Genomic DNA, 16,084 nt, shown 5'->3' on the forward strand with positions numbered 1-16,084 from the left:
TTTACCCGTGATCTCCCGGGTTCCGCGTCGTTGGTACGTACGGGGAACACCCGGACGGCGTTCACCGGCGCGGTCGGTCCCCGGGGGACCGCACCGAGGTGCAACGCAACTGTTACCGCAGGAGGACCGAACAGCCGTGGCCGTGACCGATTCAGCTCCGGTGGCAACTTCCCCTGCGCACGAAGGGATCCTGCGGCGCCAGGCGCTACGGGAGTCCGCCGCCCGCACCTACGCGCGGTCCCTGCCGATCGTGCCCGTGCGCGCGCGGGGCATGACGATCGAGGGAGCCGACGGACGGCGCTACCTCGACTGTCTGTCAGGAGCCGGCACACTGGCCCTCGGCCACAACCACCCGGTGGTGCTCGAAGCCATCAGGAAGGTCATCGACTCCGGCGCACCCCTGCATGTGCTCGATCTCGCCACCCCGGTCAAGGACGCCTTCACCACCGAGCTGTTCGCCACCCTGCCCCGGGAGCTGGCCGACAACGCGCGGATCCAGTTCTGCGGTCCGGCGGGCACGGATGCCGTGGAGGCTGCGTTCAAGCTGGCCCGGGCGGCGAGCGGACGCAGCGAACTCCTGGCGTTCACCGGCGCGTACCACGGCATGACCGCCGGTGCCCTGGCCGCCTCCGGCGGCGCCACGGACGTACGGGTGACGCGACTGCCCTTCCCCCAGAACTACCGCTGCCCCTTCGGAGCCGGCGGGGAACGCGGCGCGGACATCGCCGCGCACTGGACCGAGTACCTCCTGGACGACCCCAAGGGCGGAGTACCCGCTCCGGCCGCCATGATCCTGGAGCCCGTCCAGGGCGAGGGCGGGGTGAATCCCGCCCCCGACGGCTGGATGCGCCGCATGCGGGAGATCACGCAGGAGCGTTCCATCGCCCTGATCGCGGACGAGGTACAGACCGGCGTCGGCAGGACCGGTACCTTCTGGGCGGTCGAACACAGCGGTATCGTGCCCGACGTGATGGTGCTCTCCAAAGCCATCGGCGGCTCGCTGCCCCTCGCGGTGATCGTCTACCGCTCCGAGCTCGATCTCTGGCCGCCCGGTGCCCACGCGGGCACCTTCCGGGGCAACCAGCTCGCCATGGCGGCCGGTGCCGCGACCCTGGCGTACGTACGCGAGAACGGGCTCGCCGAGCGCGCGGGGACGTTGGGCGCGCGCATGATCGCCAGGCTCCAGGCGCTGAGCGCGGACCATCCGAGCATCGGCGACGTCCGGGGCCGCGGTCTCATGATCGGCATCGAGCTCGTCGATCCCGGGGCCGAACCGCTGGACGTCACCGCCGAGAACGGCTCCGCCCCGCCGCCCGATCCCGAACTCGCCGCCGCGGTGCAGCAGGAATGCCTGCGCCGCGGCCTCATCGTCGAACTCGGCGGACGAAACAGCGCAGTGGTCCGACTGCTCCCTCCTCTCACTCTCACCGACGAACAGGCGACGGCGGTCGTCGATCGCCTCGCCGACGCACTGAGAGCGGCCGAGCGCTCTTCGTACCGCCGGGCCGCTGCCGGGCCGACCCGCTGATCCCGGACCCCCCAGCCGGACCCCCCAGAAGGAAGACCTCCGTGAACCCCACCCCCGCGCCCGAGGCAGACGGACCCCTGACCAGTCAGCAGCGAGGACACGACCTGCCGGAGGGCCAACTCGCCGTCGAGTCGACGACCGTGCCGCGCCAGAAGGCCGGCCCGCACGGAACCCCGGGTCCCGGGGCCGACACCGCCGCGGTCGCCGTCGCGGCTGACCGCCCCGGCCACGTCGAGCCGGATCCGCTGGACGATCCCGACCCGTTCAGGGCAGCGGACTCGGCCGGGACGGAGAATCTGCTGCGCTGCTGGACCAGGGAGAACGACCTGCCCCGTCCGTCTGGAAGCACACTGCGCATTCCGCTCCCCGAGAGCGGTACCGCCCTGATCGTCCAGGTGACCCACTGGTCCGCGACGGGCCTCCACCGCTTCGGGTCACCGGTCCTCGAGAACGCTCCCGTCGGCGCCCCGGGCGTCGACGCCGTCACCGTGGCCGCACTGCTGAGCCGTGAGTGCGAGCGGAACGCCGGGACCGACCTGGTGGCCAGGGTGGCCGACTCCGTACGGCACACGGCGACCTTCATCGCGGGCCGCCGCCGCACACCCACCTCGTCGCCCGAGGCCGACCTCTTCCTCACCGCCGAGCAGTCCCTCGTCCTGGGCCACCCCCTGCATCCCACACCGAAGAGCCGCGAAGGGCTCTCCGAATCCGAGACGCTGCTCTACTCACCCGAGCTGCGTGGTTCCTTCCCGCTCCACTGGATGGCCGTTGACCATTCCGTACTGGCCACCGAGTCCACATGGACGAAGGCCGGCAGGGCCATTTCCGCCGAGGCACTCCTCGCACCCCACGCCCAGGGGCTGAGTCTCCCGGAGGGAACCGCGGCGCTCCCGCTCCATCCCTGGCAGGCGGCGGAGGTCCTCCGCCGCCCCGAGGTCGTCTCCCTGTGCGAGAAGGGCCTCCTGCACGACCTCGGTCCCCACGGCCGGCGCTGGCATCCCACGTCCTCCGTCCGTACCGTGCACCGGCCCGGCTCCGACCTGATGCTGAAGCTGTCCCTGGGCGTACGCATCACCAACTCCCGCCGGGAGAACCTTCGCAAGGAGCTCCACCGCGGAGCCGAGGTCCACCGGCTGCTGCGCACCGGACTGGCGGAGCGGTGGCAGGCGGCGCACCCCGGCTTCGACATCGTCCGCGATCCCGCCTGGCTGGCCGTGGACCACCCGGACGGCAGTCCCGTGTCCGGGCTCGACGTGCTGCTCCGTCACAACCCGTTCGGACCGGCCGACGACGCGGTATGCATCGCCGGACTCACCGCTCTCCGTCCGTGGCCCGGCCGTCCGGGCACGCACTCGCGGCTCTCCGACACGATCTCCTCGCTGGCCGCCCGTACGGGCAGGACGACCGGAGCCGTGTGCGCCGAATGGTTCGTGCGCTACCTCGACCGCGTCGTCCTCCCCGTCCTCTGGCTCGACGCACACGCCGGCGTGGCCCTCGAGGCACACCAGCAGAACTCGATCGTGCTCCTCGACGCGGACGGCTGGCCCGTCGGCGGCAGGTACCGCGACAACCAGGGTTACTACTTCCGGGAATCCCACCGGTCCGCGCTCGAGCGCCGGCTCCCGGGCATCGGCGCCGTCAGCGACACCTTCGTCTCCGACGCCGTCACGGACGAGCGGCTCGCCTACTACCTCGGCATCAACAACGTGTTCGGGCTGATCGGTGCCTTCGGCTCCCAGCGGCTCGCCGACGAGGAACTGCTCCTCGCCGCGTTCCGCCGCTTCCTCGAAGGCGCCGTCCCGCTGGGCTCCCCCCTGCCCGCCTACCTGCTGGAAACCGGCAAGCTCCGTTGCAAGGCCAACCTGCTGACCCGGATGCACGGCCTCGACGAACTCGTCGGGCCGGTCGACACGCAGTCCGTGTACGTCTCCGTCGCCAACCCGCTGCACGCCTGAGAGACACGACCGGCCGAACGCACGAAAGGGGAGCGTCACGGTGAGTCGATCCGATGCCGACACCGGGACCGGTGCCGTCCCGCCCGCCACCACCGGCACCGAGGACACTCTGGAACTGCGGCTCACAGAGGAACTTCTCGCCGTGCTCGGCGACGTCCCCGCGGCGACCGCCGCGGGGGCCGCCGCCTCCGCTCTCGTGGGCGACCCCGGCGCGTGGCTGCCGGTCACGACCCCCGCCGGTGTGTTCCAGCTCGTCGTGGTGGAAAGGGAACGCGATCTCTCGGTGATCAGCCGCTGGATGAACGACCCGGCGGTCGCCGCCTTCTGGGAGCTCGCCGGGCCGGATTCGGTCACCGACGACCACCTCCGCCGACAGTTGGCGGGCGACGGCCGAAGCATTCCGTGCCTCGGTGTCCTGGGCGGTACGCCCATGAGCTACTGGGAGATCTACCGGGCGGACCTGGACCCGCTGGCCCGTCACTACCCGGCGCGACCCCACGACATGGGGGTCCACCTCCTCATCGGTGGTGTGGGCAATCGGGGACGGGGTATCGGCACCGCGCTCCTCAGGGCGGTTGCCGACCTGGTCCTGGACAACCGTCCGCTCTGCGGCCGTGTGGTCGCCGAGCCGGACCTGCGCAACACGCCCTCCGTGTCCGCCTTTCTGGGCGCCGGCTTCCGCTTCTGTGCGGAAGTGGACCTTCCGGACAAGCGCGCCGCCCTGATGGTCCGCGACCGAGCCCACCGTGACCACCTGTGAAGAACTCGCCGCACCGAACAGCCCGCTCGAAGCCCATCGGTCCCACCCGGAGGAGTCCACGTGCCGACATATCCTGCGAGCCACCATCCGGCGAAGCCCTCCGCGCCGCTCGACCGTCCGGAACTCGACCGGGTCGCATGGGACCGGGCCGCGGTGAGGCTCCTCGCCAAGATGCTCGGTGAGTTCGCCTACGAGGAGATCATCGAGCCGACGCTCCGGACGGACAGCGGCGCCGGGCGGACCGGTGACTACACGGTGCCGCTCGACGACGGCGCGAACCTGAGCTTCCACGCCAGGCGGGGTGTCTACGGCAGTTGGCGCGTCGACGCGGCGACGATCCGCGAGGGCAGCGCCACAGGTGCCGAGGGCATCCCCTTTCGCGACCCCCTGCTGTTCCTCGTCCGAGGCAGCGGGCTCCTCGGGCTCGACGGGGCCACGCTCGCCCACCTCATCCGAGAACTCACCGCCACACTCGCGGCCGACGTTCGCCTCGACCGCACCGCGCTCCGTGCGCCGCAGCTCGCCGAACTCCCTTACGCCGAGCTCGAAGGACACCAGACCGGGCATCCCTGGCTCGTGGCGAACAAGGGCCGCCTCGGCTTCTCCGCCGCGGACGCCGCCCGCTTCACACCGGAGGCCCGAACGGCCGCCGTACTGCCCTGGATCGCCGTCAGCTCCCGCATAGCCGGTTACCGGGGAGTGGGGCACCTCACCACCCCCGATGCCCTCTACGACCAGGAACTGGACCCACGCGTCCGCGAGTCGTTCGCCGCGACCCTGCGCGTACGGGCCCTGGATCCCGCGGACTATCTGTTCCTTCCCGTGCATCCCTGGCAGTGGGACGAGTGGATCACCCCCCTCTTCGCCCCCGCGATCGCGGACGGCGACATCGTGCTTCTGCACCCCGATGACGACCTGCGGCTGCCGCAGCAGTCCATCCGCACCTTCACCAATGTGGGGCGGCCCGACCGGCACACGGTCAAACTCCCCCTGTCGATCCTCAACACCCTCGTCTGGCGTGGCCTGCCCACCGAGCGCACGCTCGCCGCCCCAGCCGTCACCGCATGGGTCCAGGGGCTGTGCGACGGCGATCCGTTCCTCCGTGACACCTGTGGCGTCGTCCTGCTCGGCGAGGTCGCCTCGGTGGCCGTCGAGCACCCGCTCTACGACCGCCTCCCGGAGTCGCCGTACCAGTTCAAGGAGATCCTCGGAGCGATCTGGCGGGAGCCCCTCCAGCCGCGGCTCGCACCCGGGGAACGCGCCCGCACACTGGCCTCCCTGCTGCACACGGACCCCGAGGGCCGCTCGTTCACCGCAGAACTCGTCGCCCGCTCGGGTCTGGCCCCCGTCGCCTGGCTGACCCGGCTCTTCGGCGCCCTGCTGCCCCCGCTGCTGCACTTCCTCTACCGCTACGGCACGGTGTTCTCCCCGCACGGCGAGAACGCCATCGTCGTCTTCGACGATCACGACGTGCCGGTACGCCTCGCGATCAAGGACTTCGTCGACGACGTGAACGTCAGCGGCCGGCCGCTGCCCGAGCACGACACGATGCCTGCGGACGTCCGGAGCGTCCTGCTGACGGAGGATCCCGCCTTCCTCACCCAGTTCATCCACTCGGGGCTCTTCGTGGGTGTCTTCCGCTACCTCTCCCCGCTCTGCGAGGAGCAACTGGATGTGCCGGAGAGTGAATTCTGGTCACTCGTCCGTGCCGAGATCCTGAGGCACCACGCCCGCTTCCCCGACCTCAAGGAGCGGTTCGAGATCTTCGACATGCTGACGCCGACGATCGCGCGCCTGTGTCTCAACCGCAACCGTCTGCATCTGGACGGCTACCGCGACCGGTCGCAGCGCCCGCACGCCGCCGTCCACGGCACTGTCCCCAACCCGCTCCACCCCTCCGCGTGAGGCCGGGAGCGATCGGTGTTGTCGGTGGGGCGCCGTAGGGTGGACGCGCTATGACGAAGCCATCTCTCCCCGACCTCCTCCACGCCGCCGTCGCCGCCGTCGGCGGCACGGAACGGCCCGGCCAGGTATCCATGGCCGAGGCCGTCGCCGAGGCCGTCGACGACAACGCCCACCTGCTCGTGCAGGCCGGCACCGGCACGGGCAAGTCCCTGGGCTATCTGGTGCCGGCGCTGGCCCACGGCGAGCGGGTCGTGGTGGCCACCGCGACGCTGGCCCTCCAGCGCCAACTGGTGGAGCGGGACCTTCCGCGCACGGTCGACGCGCTGCACCCGCTGCTGCGCCGTCGGCCGCAGTTCGCCATGCTCAAGGGCCGCTCGAACTACCTCTGTCTCCACCGGCTCCACGAGGGTGCGCCGCAGGACGAGGAGGAGGGGCTCTTCGACCAGTTCGAGGCGGCCGCGCCGTCGAGCAAGCTGGGTCAGGACCTGCTGCGCCTGCGCGACTGGTCGGACGAGACGGAGACCGGCGACCGGGACGACCTGACACCCGGTGTCTCGGACCGTGCCTGGTCGCAGATCTCCGTCTCCTCGCGTGAGTGCCTCGGTGCGACGAAGTGCGCGTACGGCGCGGAATGCTTCGCGGAGGCGGCCCGGGAGCGGGCCAAGCTCGCCGATGTCGTCGTCACCAACCACGCCCTGCTCGCGATCGACGCGATCGAAGGCGCCCCGGTGCTCCCCAAGCACGAGGTGCTCATCGTCGACGAGGCCCATGAGCTGGTCTCCCGGGTCACCGGGGTGGCCACGGGCGAGCTGACCCCCGGCCAGGTGAACCGAGCGGTTCGCCGTGCGGCGAAGCTGGTCAACGAGAAGGCGGCCGACGCCCTGCTGACCGCGTCGGAAGGGTTCGAGCGTGTCATGGAGCTGGCGCTTCCCGGGCGCCTCGAAGAGGTGCCGGAAGACCTGGGTTACGCGCTGATGGCGCTGCGCGACGCCGCGCGTACGGTGATCTCCGCCCTCGGCGGTACCCGGGACAAGTCCGTCCAGGACGAGGACGCGGTGCGCAAGCAGGCCATGGCGTCCGTCGAGTCCATCCACAGTGTCGCGGAGCGCATCACACAGGGCTCCGAGTACGACGTCGTCTGGTACGAGCGTCACGACCGCTTCGGGGCTTCGGTCCGGATCGCGCCGCTCTCCGTTTCCGGGCTGCTGCGCGAGAAACTGTTCGCCGAGCGGTCGGTTGTGCTGACCTCGGCCACGCTCAAGCTCGGCGGCGACTTCAACGGGGTGGGTGCGTCGCTGGGACTCGCGCCCGAGGGCATGGCGGGCGACGACGTCCCGCAGTGGAAGGGCCTCGACGTCGGCTCGCCCTTCGACTACCCGAAACAGGGCATTCTGTATGTCGCCCGGCACCTGGCCACGCCGGGCAGGGAGGGCTCCCGTACCGACATGCTCGCCGAGCTCGCCGAGCTGGTGGAGGCTGCGGGCGGTCGCACCCTGGGGCTCTTCTCCTCCATGCGGGCGGCCCAGGCGGCGGCCGAGGAGCTGCGCGGCCGTCAGGACAAGCCGATCCTGCTGCAGGGAGAGGAGACCCTGGGCGAGCTGATCAAGAACTTCGCGGCCGACCCGGAGACCTGTCTGTTCGGGACGCTGTCCCTGTGGCAGGGCGTGGACGTGCCCGGCACGAGCTGTCAGCTCGTGGTCATGGACCGGATTCCCTTCCCCCGGCCGGACGACCCGCTGATGAGCGCCCGCCAGAAGGCGGTCGAGGAAGCCGGGGGGAACGGGTTCATGGCGGTGGCGGCGACCCACGCGGCGCTGCTGATGGCGCAGGGCGCGGGCAGGCTCGTCAGGGCCATGGGTGACAAAGGTGTGGTCGCGGTGCTCGACCCCCGACTGGCCAACGCCCGGTACGGGAGCTATCTCCGCGCCTCCCTGCCGGACTTCTGGTACACCACCGACCGCAACCAGGCGCGGCGGTCACTCGCTGCCATCGACGCGGCGGCCAAGGCCGCGGAGTGAGGGGAAAGCGGGCCGCCGGAAACCCTCGGGCGGCCCGCCGCAGGGCCCGCCCGGCTCCGGGAAGGTCGATGGGCGCGTGACAGGGCCCCGGGACCGACGCAGAGGTCCCGAGGCCCTGCAAGGCGCCCGGCGGGGTTCAGACCCGCCGCAGCACCGCCACGACCTTGCCCAGGATCGTCGCCTCGTCACCGGGGATCGGCTGGTAGGCGGAGTTGTGCGGGAGCAGCCACACATGGCCGTCCTCGCGCTTGAAGCGCTTGACCGTCGCTTCGCCGTCCAGCATGGCCGCCACGATGTCGCCGTTCTCCGCGACGGGCTGGCGGCGCACCGTGACCCAGTCCCCGTCCATGATCGCCGCCTCGATCATCGAGTCACCGACGACCTTCAGCACGAAGAGCTCACCGTCTCCGACGAGCTGGCGGGGGAGCGGGAAGACGTCCTCGACGGACTCCTCGGCGAGGATCGGCCCGCCGGCGGCGATCCGGCCGACCAGCGGCACGTACGACGCTGCGGGCTTGCCGGTGGTGTCCGTCGGCTGTGAGGTGGGCTGGTCCGAGCCCCGGACCTCGTAGGCGCGGGGCCGGTGAGGGTCGCGGCGCAGGAAGCCCTTGCGCTCGAGGGCCATCAGCTGGTGGGCGACGGACGAGGTGCTGGACAGTCCCACCGCCTGACCGATCTCGCGCATCGACGGGGGATAACCGCGCCTCTGTACGGAATCCCGGATCACCTCGATCACGCGCCGCTGCCGGTCCGTGAGCCCCGAACTGTCCGCCCTGATTCCTGGGGGACGGCCGGGCAAGGAGCGTGCGGGTCGCGTGGGTTCCGGGCCCTCCGCGTTCATGACTGAGTCATTCATGGCATGCACCGGCTCAAGTCGGCCCTGGGAGCGGTGGTCCTGGGCAGTGATGGTGGCGCTGTCTGCGGTGGTGGTCACGTCGGCCCCTCTCGAATGGTCTCCCTGGTTAGGCAACGGTAGTAGCTTTCGAAAGGTTGCGCCAAACACACGTTCGAGTGAAAAACAAATAAAGGGCCGCCCCGGACCTGTCGAGGGGTGTATGTGCTTGAGCGGCAGGCCGGAAAGGAGCGGTGGATCCGGAGGATCACGCTAGCGTTCCGACGGTTCGCTTCCGGCTGCGGGGTGCGTCTCCGGCATGCCGTGAGGGAGGCCCGGGGGTCGTGCCCCGGGTCCGCCGCCGAGGGCCCCGCGGCCCGGAGGGCCGCGTGTTTCCCGTACCCTCGTGCCGGGCCGTAAGCTGCCCGCCGGCCCCCGCCGCAGCGCGACACGCGCGGAGGGTGAGAGTGGAGCAAAACCCTAGATGTAGTGGTTGCATTGCTCGTGCCGCCCATAAGTAGTGGTCCCCAGTCCAACGGGGTCGTGTTCATCGCCTATGCTTGCGAGTGTCCTCAGGGGCCCCGAACGGGGCACGGAGGGCCATTCAGTCGTGCTGTGAAGGAGGGTTCGGAGACATGCACTGCCCCTTCTGCAGGCACCCCGACAGCAGGGTCGTGGACAGCCGCACGACGGACGACGGGACGTCGATCCGGCGGCGTCGGCAGTGCCCCGACTGTTCCCGCCGCTTCACGACGGTGGAGACCTGCTCGCTGATGGTGGTCAAGCGTAGTGGCGTGACCGAACCCTTCAGCCGCACCAAGGTCATCTCGGGGGTACGCAAGGCGTGCCAGGGCCGCCCCGTCACGGAGGACGCCCTGGCGAAGCTCGGCCAGCGGGTCGAGGAGGCCGTGCGGGCCACGGGGAGTGCCGAGCTGACGACACACGACGTCGGTCTCGCCATACTCGGGCCCCTGCAGGAGCTCGACCTGGTCGCGTACCTGCGTTTCGCCTCCGTGTACCGGGCGTTCGACTCGCTCGAGGACTTCGAGACGGCCATCGCCGAGCTCCGTGAGCAGCGGCCCGGAGCGGAGCGGTGCGGGGGCGGCGAGACCCTCGAGGTCCCCGCGCCCGCCGCAGTCGCCGCTGATTGACCAATGAAGCCGGCCCCCCCCCGCAGGGCGGTGGAGGGCGGCACCAGACCTGTTCCGCGACGCCGAACGTGGCGTCCGGAGCATCAGACACACACTGTGCCCTGGGAAGAACTGGGCACTTCAGGGCGTTTTTGCCCACATATGGGAGGCGGCATGACAGAGACGGCGAGCGGCCCGGCACGAGGTTCCCGCACCAAGGGAGCCAAGTCGACTGCGACCAAGCAGGGCCTGCGCATCGAGCGCATCCACACGACTCCCGGCGTGCATCCGTACGACGAGGTCGCGTGGGAGAGCCGTGACGTCGTCATGACCAACTGGCGCGACGGCTCGATCAACTTCGAGCAGCGTGGCGTCGAGTTCCCCGGCTTCTGGTCGGTGAACGCGGTCAACATCGTCACCAGCAAGTACTTCCGGGGGGCCGTCGGCACGCCGCAGCGCGAGACAGGTCTGCGGCAGCTGATCGACCGGATCGTGAAGACGTACCGGAAGGCCGGCGAGGAACACGGTTACTTCGCCTCCCCCGCCGACGCCGAGATCTTCGAGCACGAGCTGGCCTACGCCCTCCTGCACCAGATCTTCAGCTTCAACTCTCCGGTCTGGTTCAACGTCGGAACGCCCCAGCCGCAGCAGGTCTCGGCCTGCTTCATCCTGGCCGTCGACGACTCCATGGAGTCGATTCTCGACTGGTACAAGGAAGAGGGCATGATCTTCAAGGGCGGCTCCGGCGCCGGCCTGAACCTGTCCCGCATCCGCTCCTCCAAGGAGCTGCTCTCCTCCGGCGGCAACGCCTCGGGCCCCGTCTCCTTCATGCGCGGCGCGGACGCCTCGGCGGGAACGATCAAGTCCGGTGGCGCCACCCGCCGCGCGGCCAAGATGGTCATCCTCGACGTCGACCACCCCGACATCGAGAACTTCATCGAGACCAAGGTGAAGGAAGAGGAGAAGATCCGCGCCCTGCGTGACGCGGGCTTCGACATGGACCTGGGCGGCGACGACATCACGTCCGTCCAGTACCAGAACGCCAACAACTCGGTCCGCGTGAACGACGAGTTCATGAAGGCCGTCGAGTCCGGCGGGAAGTTCGGACTGCGCGCCCGGATGACCGGTGACGTCATCGAGGAGGTGGAGGCCAAGTCCCTCTTCCGCAAGATGGCGGAAGCGGCCTGGGCCTGTGCCGACCCCGGCATCCAGTACGACGACACCATCAACCAGTGGCACACCTGCCCGGAGTCCGGCCGGATCAACGGCTCGAACCCGTGCAGCGAGTACATGCACCTGGACAACACCTCGTGCAACCTCGCCTCGCTGAACCTGATGAAGTTCCTCAAGGACGACGGCGAGGGGCACCAGTCCTTCGAGGTCGAGCGTTTCGCCAAGGTCGTCGAGCTCGTCATCACCGCGATGGACATCTCGATCTGCTTCGCGGACTTCCCGACGCAGAAGATCGGCGAGAACACCCGCGCCTACCGCCAGCTGGGCATCGGCTACGCCAACCTGGGCGCCCTGCTGATGGCCACCGGGCACGCGTACGACAGCGACGGCGGCCGTGCGCTCGCCGGCGCCATCACCTCGCTGATGACGGGCACGTCCTACCGGCGCTCCGCCGAGCTCGCCGCTGTCGTCGGTCCGTACGACGGCTACGCCCGCAACGCCGAGCCGCACCAGCGCGTCATGAAGCAGCACTCGGACGCCAACGCCGTGGCCGTCCACGTCGACGACCTGGACTCGCCGGTCTGGGCCGCCGCCACGGAGGCCTGGCAGGACGTGATCCGCCTCGGCGCGAAGAACGGCTTCCGCAACGCCCAGGCCTCGGTCATCGCCCCGACCGGCACCATCGGTCTCGCGATGTCCTGTGACACCACCGGCCTCGAGCCGGACCTCGCCCTGGTCAAGTTCAAGAAGCTCGTCGGCGGCGGCTCGATGCAGATCGTCAACGGCACGGTGCCACAGGCCCTGCGCCGTCTCGGCTACCAGCCGGAGCAGATCGAGGCGATCGTCGCCCACATCGCCGACAACGGCAACGTGATCGACGCCCCCGCGCTCAGGACCGAGCACTACGAGGTCTTCGACTGCGCCATGGGTGAGCGTTCCATCTCGGCCATGGGGCACGTCCGGATGATGGCGGCCATCCAGCCGTGGATCTCCGGCGCGCTGTCCAAGACGGTGAACCTGCCGGAAACGGCCACCGTCGAGGACGTCGAGGAGGTCTACTTCGAGGCGTGGAAGATGGGCGTCAAGGCGCTCGCGATCTACCGCGACAACTGCAAGGTGGGCCAGCCCCTCTCCGCGAAGACGAAGGAGAAGGAGAAGCAGGCGGTCACCGTCAAGGCCGAGGACACCATTCGCACGGCCGTCGAGAAGGTCGTCGAGTACCGCCCGGTCCGCAAGCGTCTGCCCAAGGGCCGTCCCGGCATCACCACCTCCTTCACGGTGGGAGGCGCCGAGGGCTACATGACCGCCAACTCCTACCCGGACGACGGTCTCGGCGAGGTCTTCCTGAAGATGTCCAAGCAGGGCTCCACCCTCGCGGGCATGATGGACGCCTTCTCCATCGCCGTCTCGGTCGGTCTGCAGTACGGCGTGCCGCTGGAGACCTACGTCTCCAAGTTCACCAACATGCGCTTCGAGCCGGCCGGCATGACGGACGACCCGGACGTACGGATGGCACAGTCGATCGTCGACTACATCTTCCGGCGCCTGGCACTCGACTTCCTGCCGTTCGAGACGCGGTCCGCGCTCGGCATCCACTCCGCCGAGGAGCGTCAGCGCCACCTCGACACCGGGTCGTACGAGCCCGCCTTCGGGAACGACGAGCTGGACGTGGAGAGCCTGGCCCAGTCCGCTCCCGTGGAGCCGCTGAAGGCCGTCGCGGCGCCCGAGAAGGGTGCCGCTGAGAAGCCGGCCCCCAGGACCGCGCACACCTCGGCCGAACTGGTCGAGATGCAGCTGGGCATCAGTGCGGACGCGCCGCTGTGCTTCTCGTGCGGCACGAAGATGCAGCGCGCCGGCTCCTGCTACATCTGCGAGGGCTGCGGCTCCACCAGCGGGTGCAGCTGACACGGGCGGAGCCGCACCGGACGTGACATCCGGTGCGGCCCGCACGGGTGGCTGACCAGCGGCTCGCGAAGGGGACCGGCCGTCGGCCGGTCCCCTTCGGCGTGCCGTCACGCCGTCGTGGTCAGGGGCTACTCGTCCAGCGGGCGGCGGTAGTGGAGCAGGACGACGCCGTTGCCGAAGGTGTGGGTGCCGGTGAGCCGGAGAGGCAACGGTGTCACCCCGGACGGCGAGAACAGCGGAGTGCCCCGGCCGAGAACGACCGGATGGACGTACAGCTCGAACTCGTCGATCAGGCCCAGGCGCATGAAGGTCGCGGCGAGATCGGCACCGCCCACCAGCATGTCCCCGCCCGGTTGCGCCTGCAGTGCGCGGATGTCCTCGACGACGACGTCGCGTACCACGGTGGTGTTCCAGCCCGCCCGGTCCAGGGTTCTGGAGAACACGAACTTCGGCATGTCCCGCCAGATGGCCGCGAATTCCGTCACCGAGGCCGGGCTCGACGGGGCACTGTCCGCGGTCGGCCAGAACCCGGCCATCATCTCGTAGGTGACACGGCCGTCCAGGAAAGCACCCACCGTGCTCATCCGCCGGTTGAAATGACCGTGCACCTCCTCGTCGACGAGGTGCCAGTCCAGCTCTCGGTCCGGTCCCTCGAAGAAGCCGTCGAGGGACACCGACATCATCAGGATGATCTTTCGCATGTGCCCTCGCGTGTGTTCTCGCGGTGGAGTGAGGGGCCGGCGCCCGTCGGGTCTCAGTCGGACCGGCTCCCCATCATCGTGGCGAACGAATCAGGATCGCCGTCGAATCCGCGGACGTCCCCCTTGAAACCCCAGGAACCCGAGGCGTCCCGGACGAATTCCGCAACCACCGCGGCGGTGGCGGCGGCCACCGCCGAGAAGTCGTCCTCCGCCAGATTCGTGTAGCCCTCGCGGATCTGCACGGCCGTGTGCTCTATCTGGCCGAAGGTCTTGTGGCCGTCGCGCTGCTGGATGGCCACTCCCACGACGACCCTGGAGTAGGCGTCCGACAACCGGTCCAGTTCGAGCGTCATGACCTCGTCGAAGCCGAACCCCTGTCCGGTCCGGCTGTCCCGGTTCAGTGTGATCGTCCCGTCCGGCGACCTGCTGTCGAAGTGCACGAGATAGGCGGGGCTGCCGTAGGGGGCGTCCGTCCCGTACGTCGCCGCGATGATGTCGAGGTCGTTGGCGGGCTCGCCGGTGGCGCTGGGGTCCCACTTGACCCTCACTTCGACCTTCTCGATGTCCTTGTTGGGAGTGCTCATCGGACGTGCCTCCTCGCTGCTGGACCGTCGGACCTCTTGCATCCTCAGATCATGTCCGTAACTGTCCGTGGATCCAACCGCGTTGGAAACGGACGTCACATTCGGGCCATGGTGTGGCCGGAGTTGTGCGCCGGCGGCGTCGGCAGGCTCCGCCCGCCGGGGAGCGTGACCCGCGCCACGCCGGGCGCCGTACGATGGCGCAGTGCTGGTCAAGTGGATTCGCTGCACCGTGGTGGACCGCCGCGGTTTCGAGCGGGGGCAGCGGAAGTGGGCGGGGCTGCTCGGTGAGCCGGGATTCCGTACCCAGAGCGGCGGGTGGAGCCGAGGGCGGCCCGACGTCGCCCACGTGTTCGCGTTCTGGGAGAACCGGGTCTTCTACGACTCCTTCATGGCCCGCGGGCACGACACGCTGGCCGCGGCGCAGTCCGGCATGTACAAGGACCTGAGTGTCAGCCTCTTCGAGTACCGCTTCGATGTGAAGACCGGTTTCGCGCCGGATTTCACCGACGCCGACGTGGTCAGGGTCGCGCACAGCCGGGTGTACGAGGACCGCGTCGACCACTTCGCTCTGATGCAGCAACGTGTGTGGAACCCCGCCATGGCCGGTTCCCCCGGCATGCTGCGCGGAGTCTTCGGAGAAGCGCCGGGACACGAGTTCCTGGTGCTGTCCATGTGGCAGTCGAGCGCCGAACGAGGCAAGTACCGGCCCGAGGGTGTCGCCCGGCTGTCGGCGCGGGCGGAGACCGAGAAGGACGTCGAATCGCTCACGGGGGACGTGGTGCAGCTCGAACCGTCGTGGACGGTCTGAGCGGCGCTCCTCCGGTCGTTTCCTTGGTCACATGCGCCCGATGGAGCCCGCACAGTTGCTCGATCGGGCCGGACGCCGTCTAGGGTCGGTACATGGCACGACCGCAACGCATCGTTCTCGTCCGCCACGGCGAGTCCGAGGGCAATGTCGACGACACGGTCTACGAACGCGAGCCCGACCACGCCCTCAGACTCACGGCGCGGGGCAGGCGTCAGGCGGCGGCAACGGGCTCCGAGATGCGTGGGACCTTCGGTGACGAGCGCGTCAGCGTCTACGTCTCGCCCTACCGGCGCACTCATGAGACGTTCAGGGCGTTCGGCCTCGAACCGGAGCACGTGCGCGTCAGGGAGGAGCCCCGGCTGCGCGAGCAGGACTGGGGCAACTGGCAGGACCGGGACGACGTCAGGCTGCAGAAGGCCTACCGGGACGCCTACGGGCACTTCTTCTACCGTTTCGCGCAGGGCGAGTCCGGTGCCGATGTGTACGACCGGGTCGACGCCTTCCTGGAGAGCCTCCACCGCAGCTTCGAGGCCCCTGACCACCCGCCGAACGTCCTGCTGGTCACACATGGCCTGACCATGAGGCTCTTCTGCATGCGCTGGTTCCACTGGTCGGTCGCGGAATTCGAGTCGCTGTCCAATCCCGGGAACGGGGAATCCAGAGTGCTGCTGCTCGGTGAGGACGGCCGCTACACGCTCGACCGGCCCTTCGAGCAGTGGCGCACCCCTGAACCGTACGGCGTCACCGGTGAGCCGTACGGCGTCACCGGATAGAGTGGCAGGGCG

At 69.6% G+C, this 16,084-nt stretch carries 12 protein-coding genes; 9 read left to right on the forward strand and 3 right to left on the reverse strand.

Annotation, left to right across the window (positions count from 1 at the left end):
* Positions 1 to 136: 136 nt before the first annotated feature.
* Genes ABZ441_RS25380 through ABZ441_RS25400 form a run of 5 tightly spaced genes read left to right on the forward strand, consistent with a single transcriptional unit; the run spans position 137 to position 8,166 of the window.
* Positions 137 to 1,528 (forward strand): diaminobutyrate--2-oxoglutarate transaminase family protein, encoded by a 1,392-nt coding sequence (locus ABZ441_RS25380; RefSeq protein ID WP_358978204.1) that lies wholly within the window; start codon positions 137 to 139, stop codon positions 1,526 to 1,528.
* Positions 1,529 to 1,569: 41 nt separating this feature from the next.
* Positions 1,570 to 3,483, forward strand: coding sequence for an IucA/IucC family protein (locus tag ABZ441_RS25385; protein ID WP_358978206.1), 1,914 nt, complete (start codon positions 1,570 to 1,572; stop codon positions 3,481 to 3,483).
* Positions 3,484 to 3,523: 40 nt separating this feature from the next.
* Positions 3,524 to 4,243: a GNAT family N-acetyltransferase gene (locus ABZ441_RS25390; RefSeq protein WP_358978209.1), complete on the forward strand. Its 720-nt coding sequence runs from the start codon at positions 3,524 to 3,526 to the stop codon at positions 4,241 to 4,243.
* 60 nt (positions 4,244 to 4,303) lie between these two features.
* On the forward strand, positions 4,304 to 6,148 hold the full coding sequence (locus ABZ441_RS25395) for an IucA/IucC family siderophore biosynthesis protein (RefSeq protein WP_358978211.1): 1,845 nt from the start codon (positions 4,304 to 4,306) through the stop codon (positions 6,146 to 6,148).
* 50 nt (positions 6,149 to 6,198) lie between these two features.
* Positions 6,199 to 8,166: an ATP-dependent DNA helicase gene (locus tag ABZ441_RS25400; RefSeq protein WP_358978213.1), complete on the forward strand. Its 1,968-nt coding sequence runs from the start codon at positions 6,199 to 6,201 to the stop codon at positions 8,164 to 8,166.
* Positions 8,167 to 8,302: 136 nt separating this feature from the next.
* Here ABZ441_RS25400 and lexA read toward each other — a convergent pair whose 3' ends face one another.
* Positions 8,303 to 9,100, reverse strand: coding sequence for a transcriptional repressor LexA (gene lexA / locus ABZ441_RS25405; RefSeq protein WP_031089315.1), 798 nt, complete (start codon positions 9,098 to 9,100; stop codon positions 8,303 to 8,305).
* Positions 9,101 to 9,633: 533 nt separating this feature from the next.
* Here lexA and nrdR point away from each other — a divergent pair.
* Both nrdR and ABZ441_RS25415 read left to right on the forward strand, forming a co-directional pair.
* Positions 9,634 to 10,149, forward strand: coding sequence for a transcriptional regulator NrdR (gene nrdR / locus ABZ441_RS25410; protein WP_358978215.1), 516 nt, complete (start codon positions 9,634 to 9,636; stop codon positions 10,147 to 10,149).
* Between the two features lie 153 nt (positions 10,150 to 10,302).
* On the forward strand, positions 10,303 to 13,206 hold the full coding sequence (locus ABZ441_RS25415) for a vitamin B12-dependent ribonucleotide reductase (RefSeq protein ID WP_358978217.1): 2,904 nt from the start codon (positions 10,303 to 10,305) through the stop codon (positions 13,204 to 13,206).
* Positions 13,207 to 13,334: 128 nt separating this feature from the next.
* Here the strand turns inward: ABZ441_RS25415 and ABZ441_RS25420 are convergent, their stop codons facing one another.
* Both ABZ441_RS25420 and ABZ441_RS25425 read right to left on the reverse strand, forming a co-directional pair.
* The gene (locus ABZ441_RS25420) at positions 13,335 to 13,907 is read right to left on the reverse strand and encodes a dihydrofolate reductase family protein (RefSeq protein WP_358978220.1); all 573 of its coding nucleotides are present in this window, start codon (positions 13,905 to 13,907) and stop codon (positions 13,335 to 13,337) included.
* 53 nt (positions 13,908 to 13,960) lie between these two features.
* Positions 13,961 to 14,491, reverse strand: a complete 531-nt coding sequence (locus ABZ441_RS25425) for a TerD family protein (protein ID WP_358978222.1) — start codon at positions 14,489 to 14,491, stop codon at positions 13,961 to 13,963.
* Positions 14,492 to 14,693: 202 nt separating this feature from the next.
* On the opposite strand from ABZ441_RS25425, the gene ABZ441_RS25430 reads away from it, so the two are divergent.
* Positions 14,694 to 15,299 carry a YdbC family protein gene (locus ABZ441_RS25430; protein ID WP_358978224.1) on the forward strand — a complete coding sequence of 202 codons (606 nt, stop codon included), beginning with the start codon at positions 14,694 to 14,696 and terminating at the stop codon, positions 15,297 to 15,299.
* Positions 15,300 to 15,391: 92 nt separating this feature from the next.
* Complete coding sequence (locus tag ABZ441_RS25435; RefSeq protein ID WP_358978226.1) at positions 15,392 to 16,072, forward strand: histidine phosphatase family protein; 681 nt, start codon at positions 15,392 to 15,394, stop codon at positions 16,070 to 16,072.
* The last annotated feature ends 12 nt before the right edge of the window (positions 16,073 to 16,084 follow it).

It is taken from the genome of Streptomyces sp. NPDC005752 (assembly GCF_040630715.1).
In the GTDB taxonomy this organism is placed as follows: Bacteria; Actinomycetota; Actinomycetes; order Streptomycetales; family Streptomycetaceae; genus Streptomyces.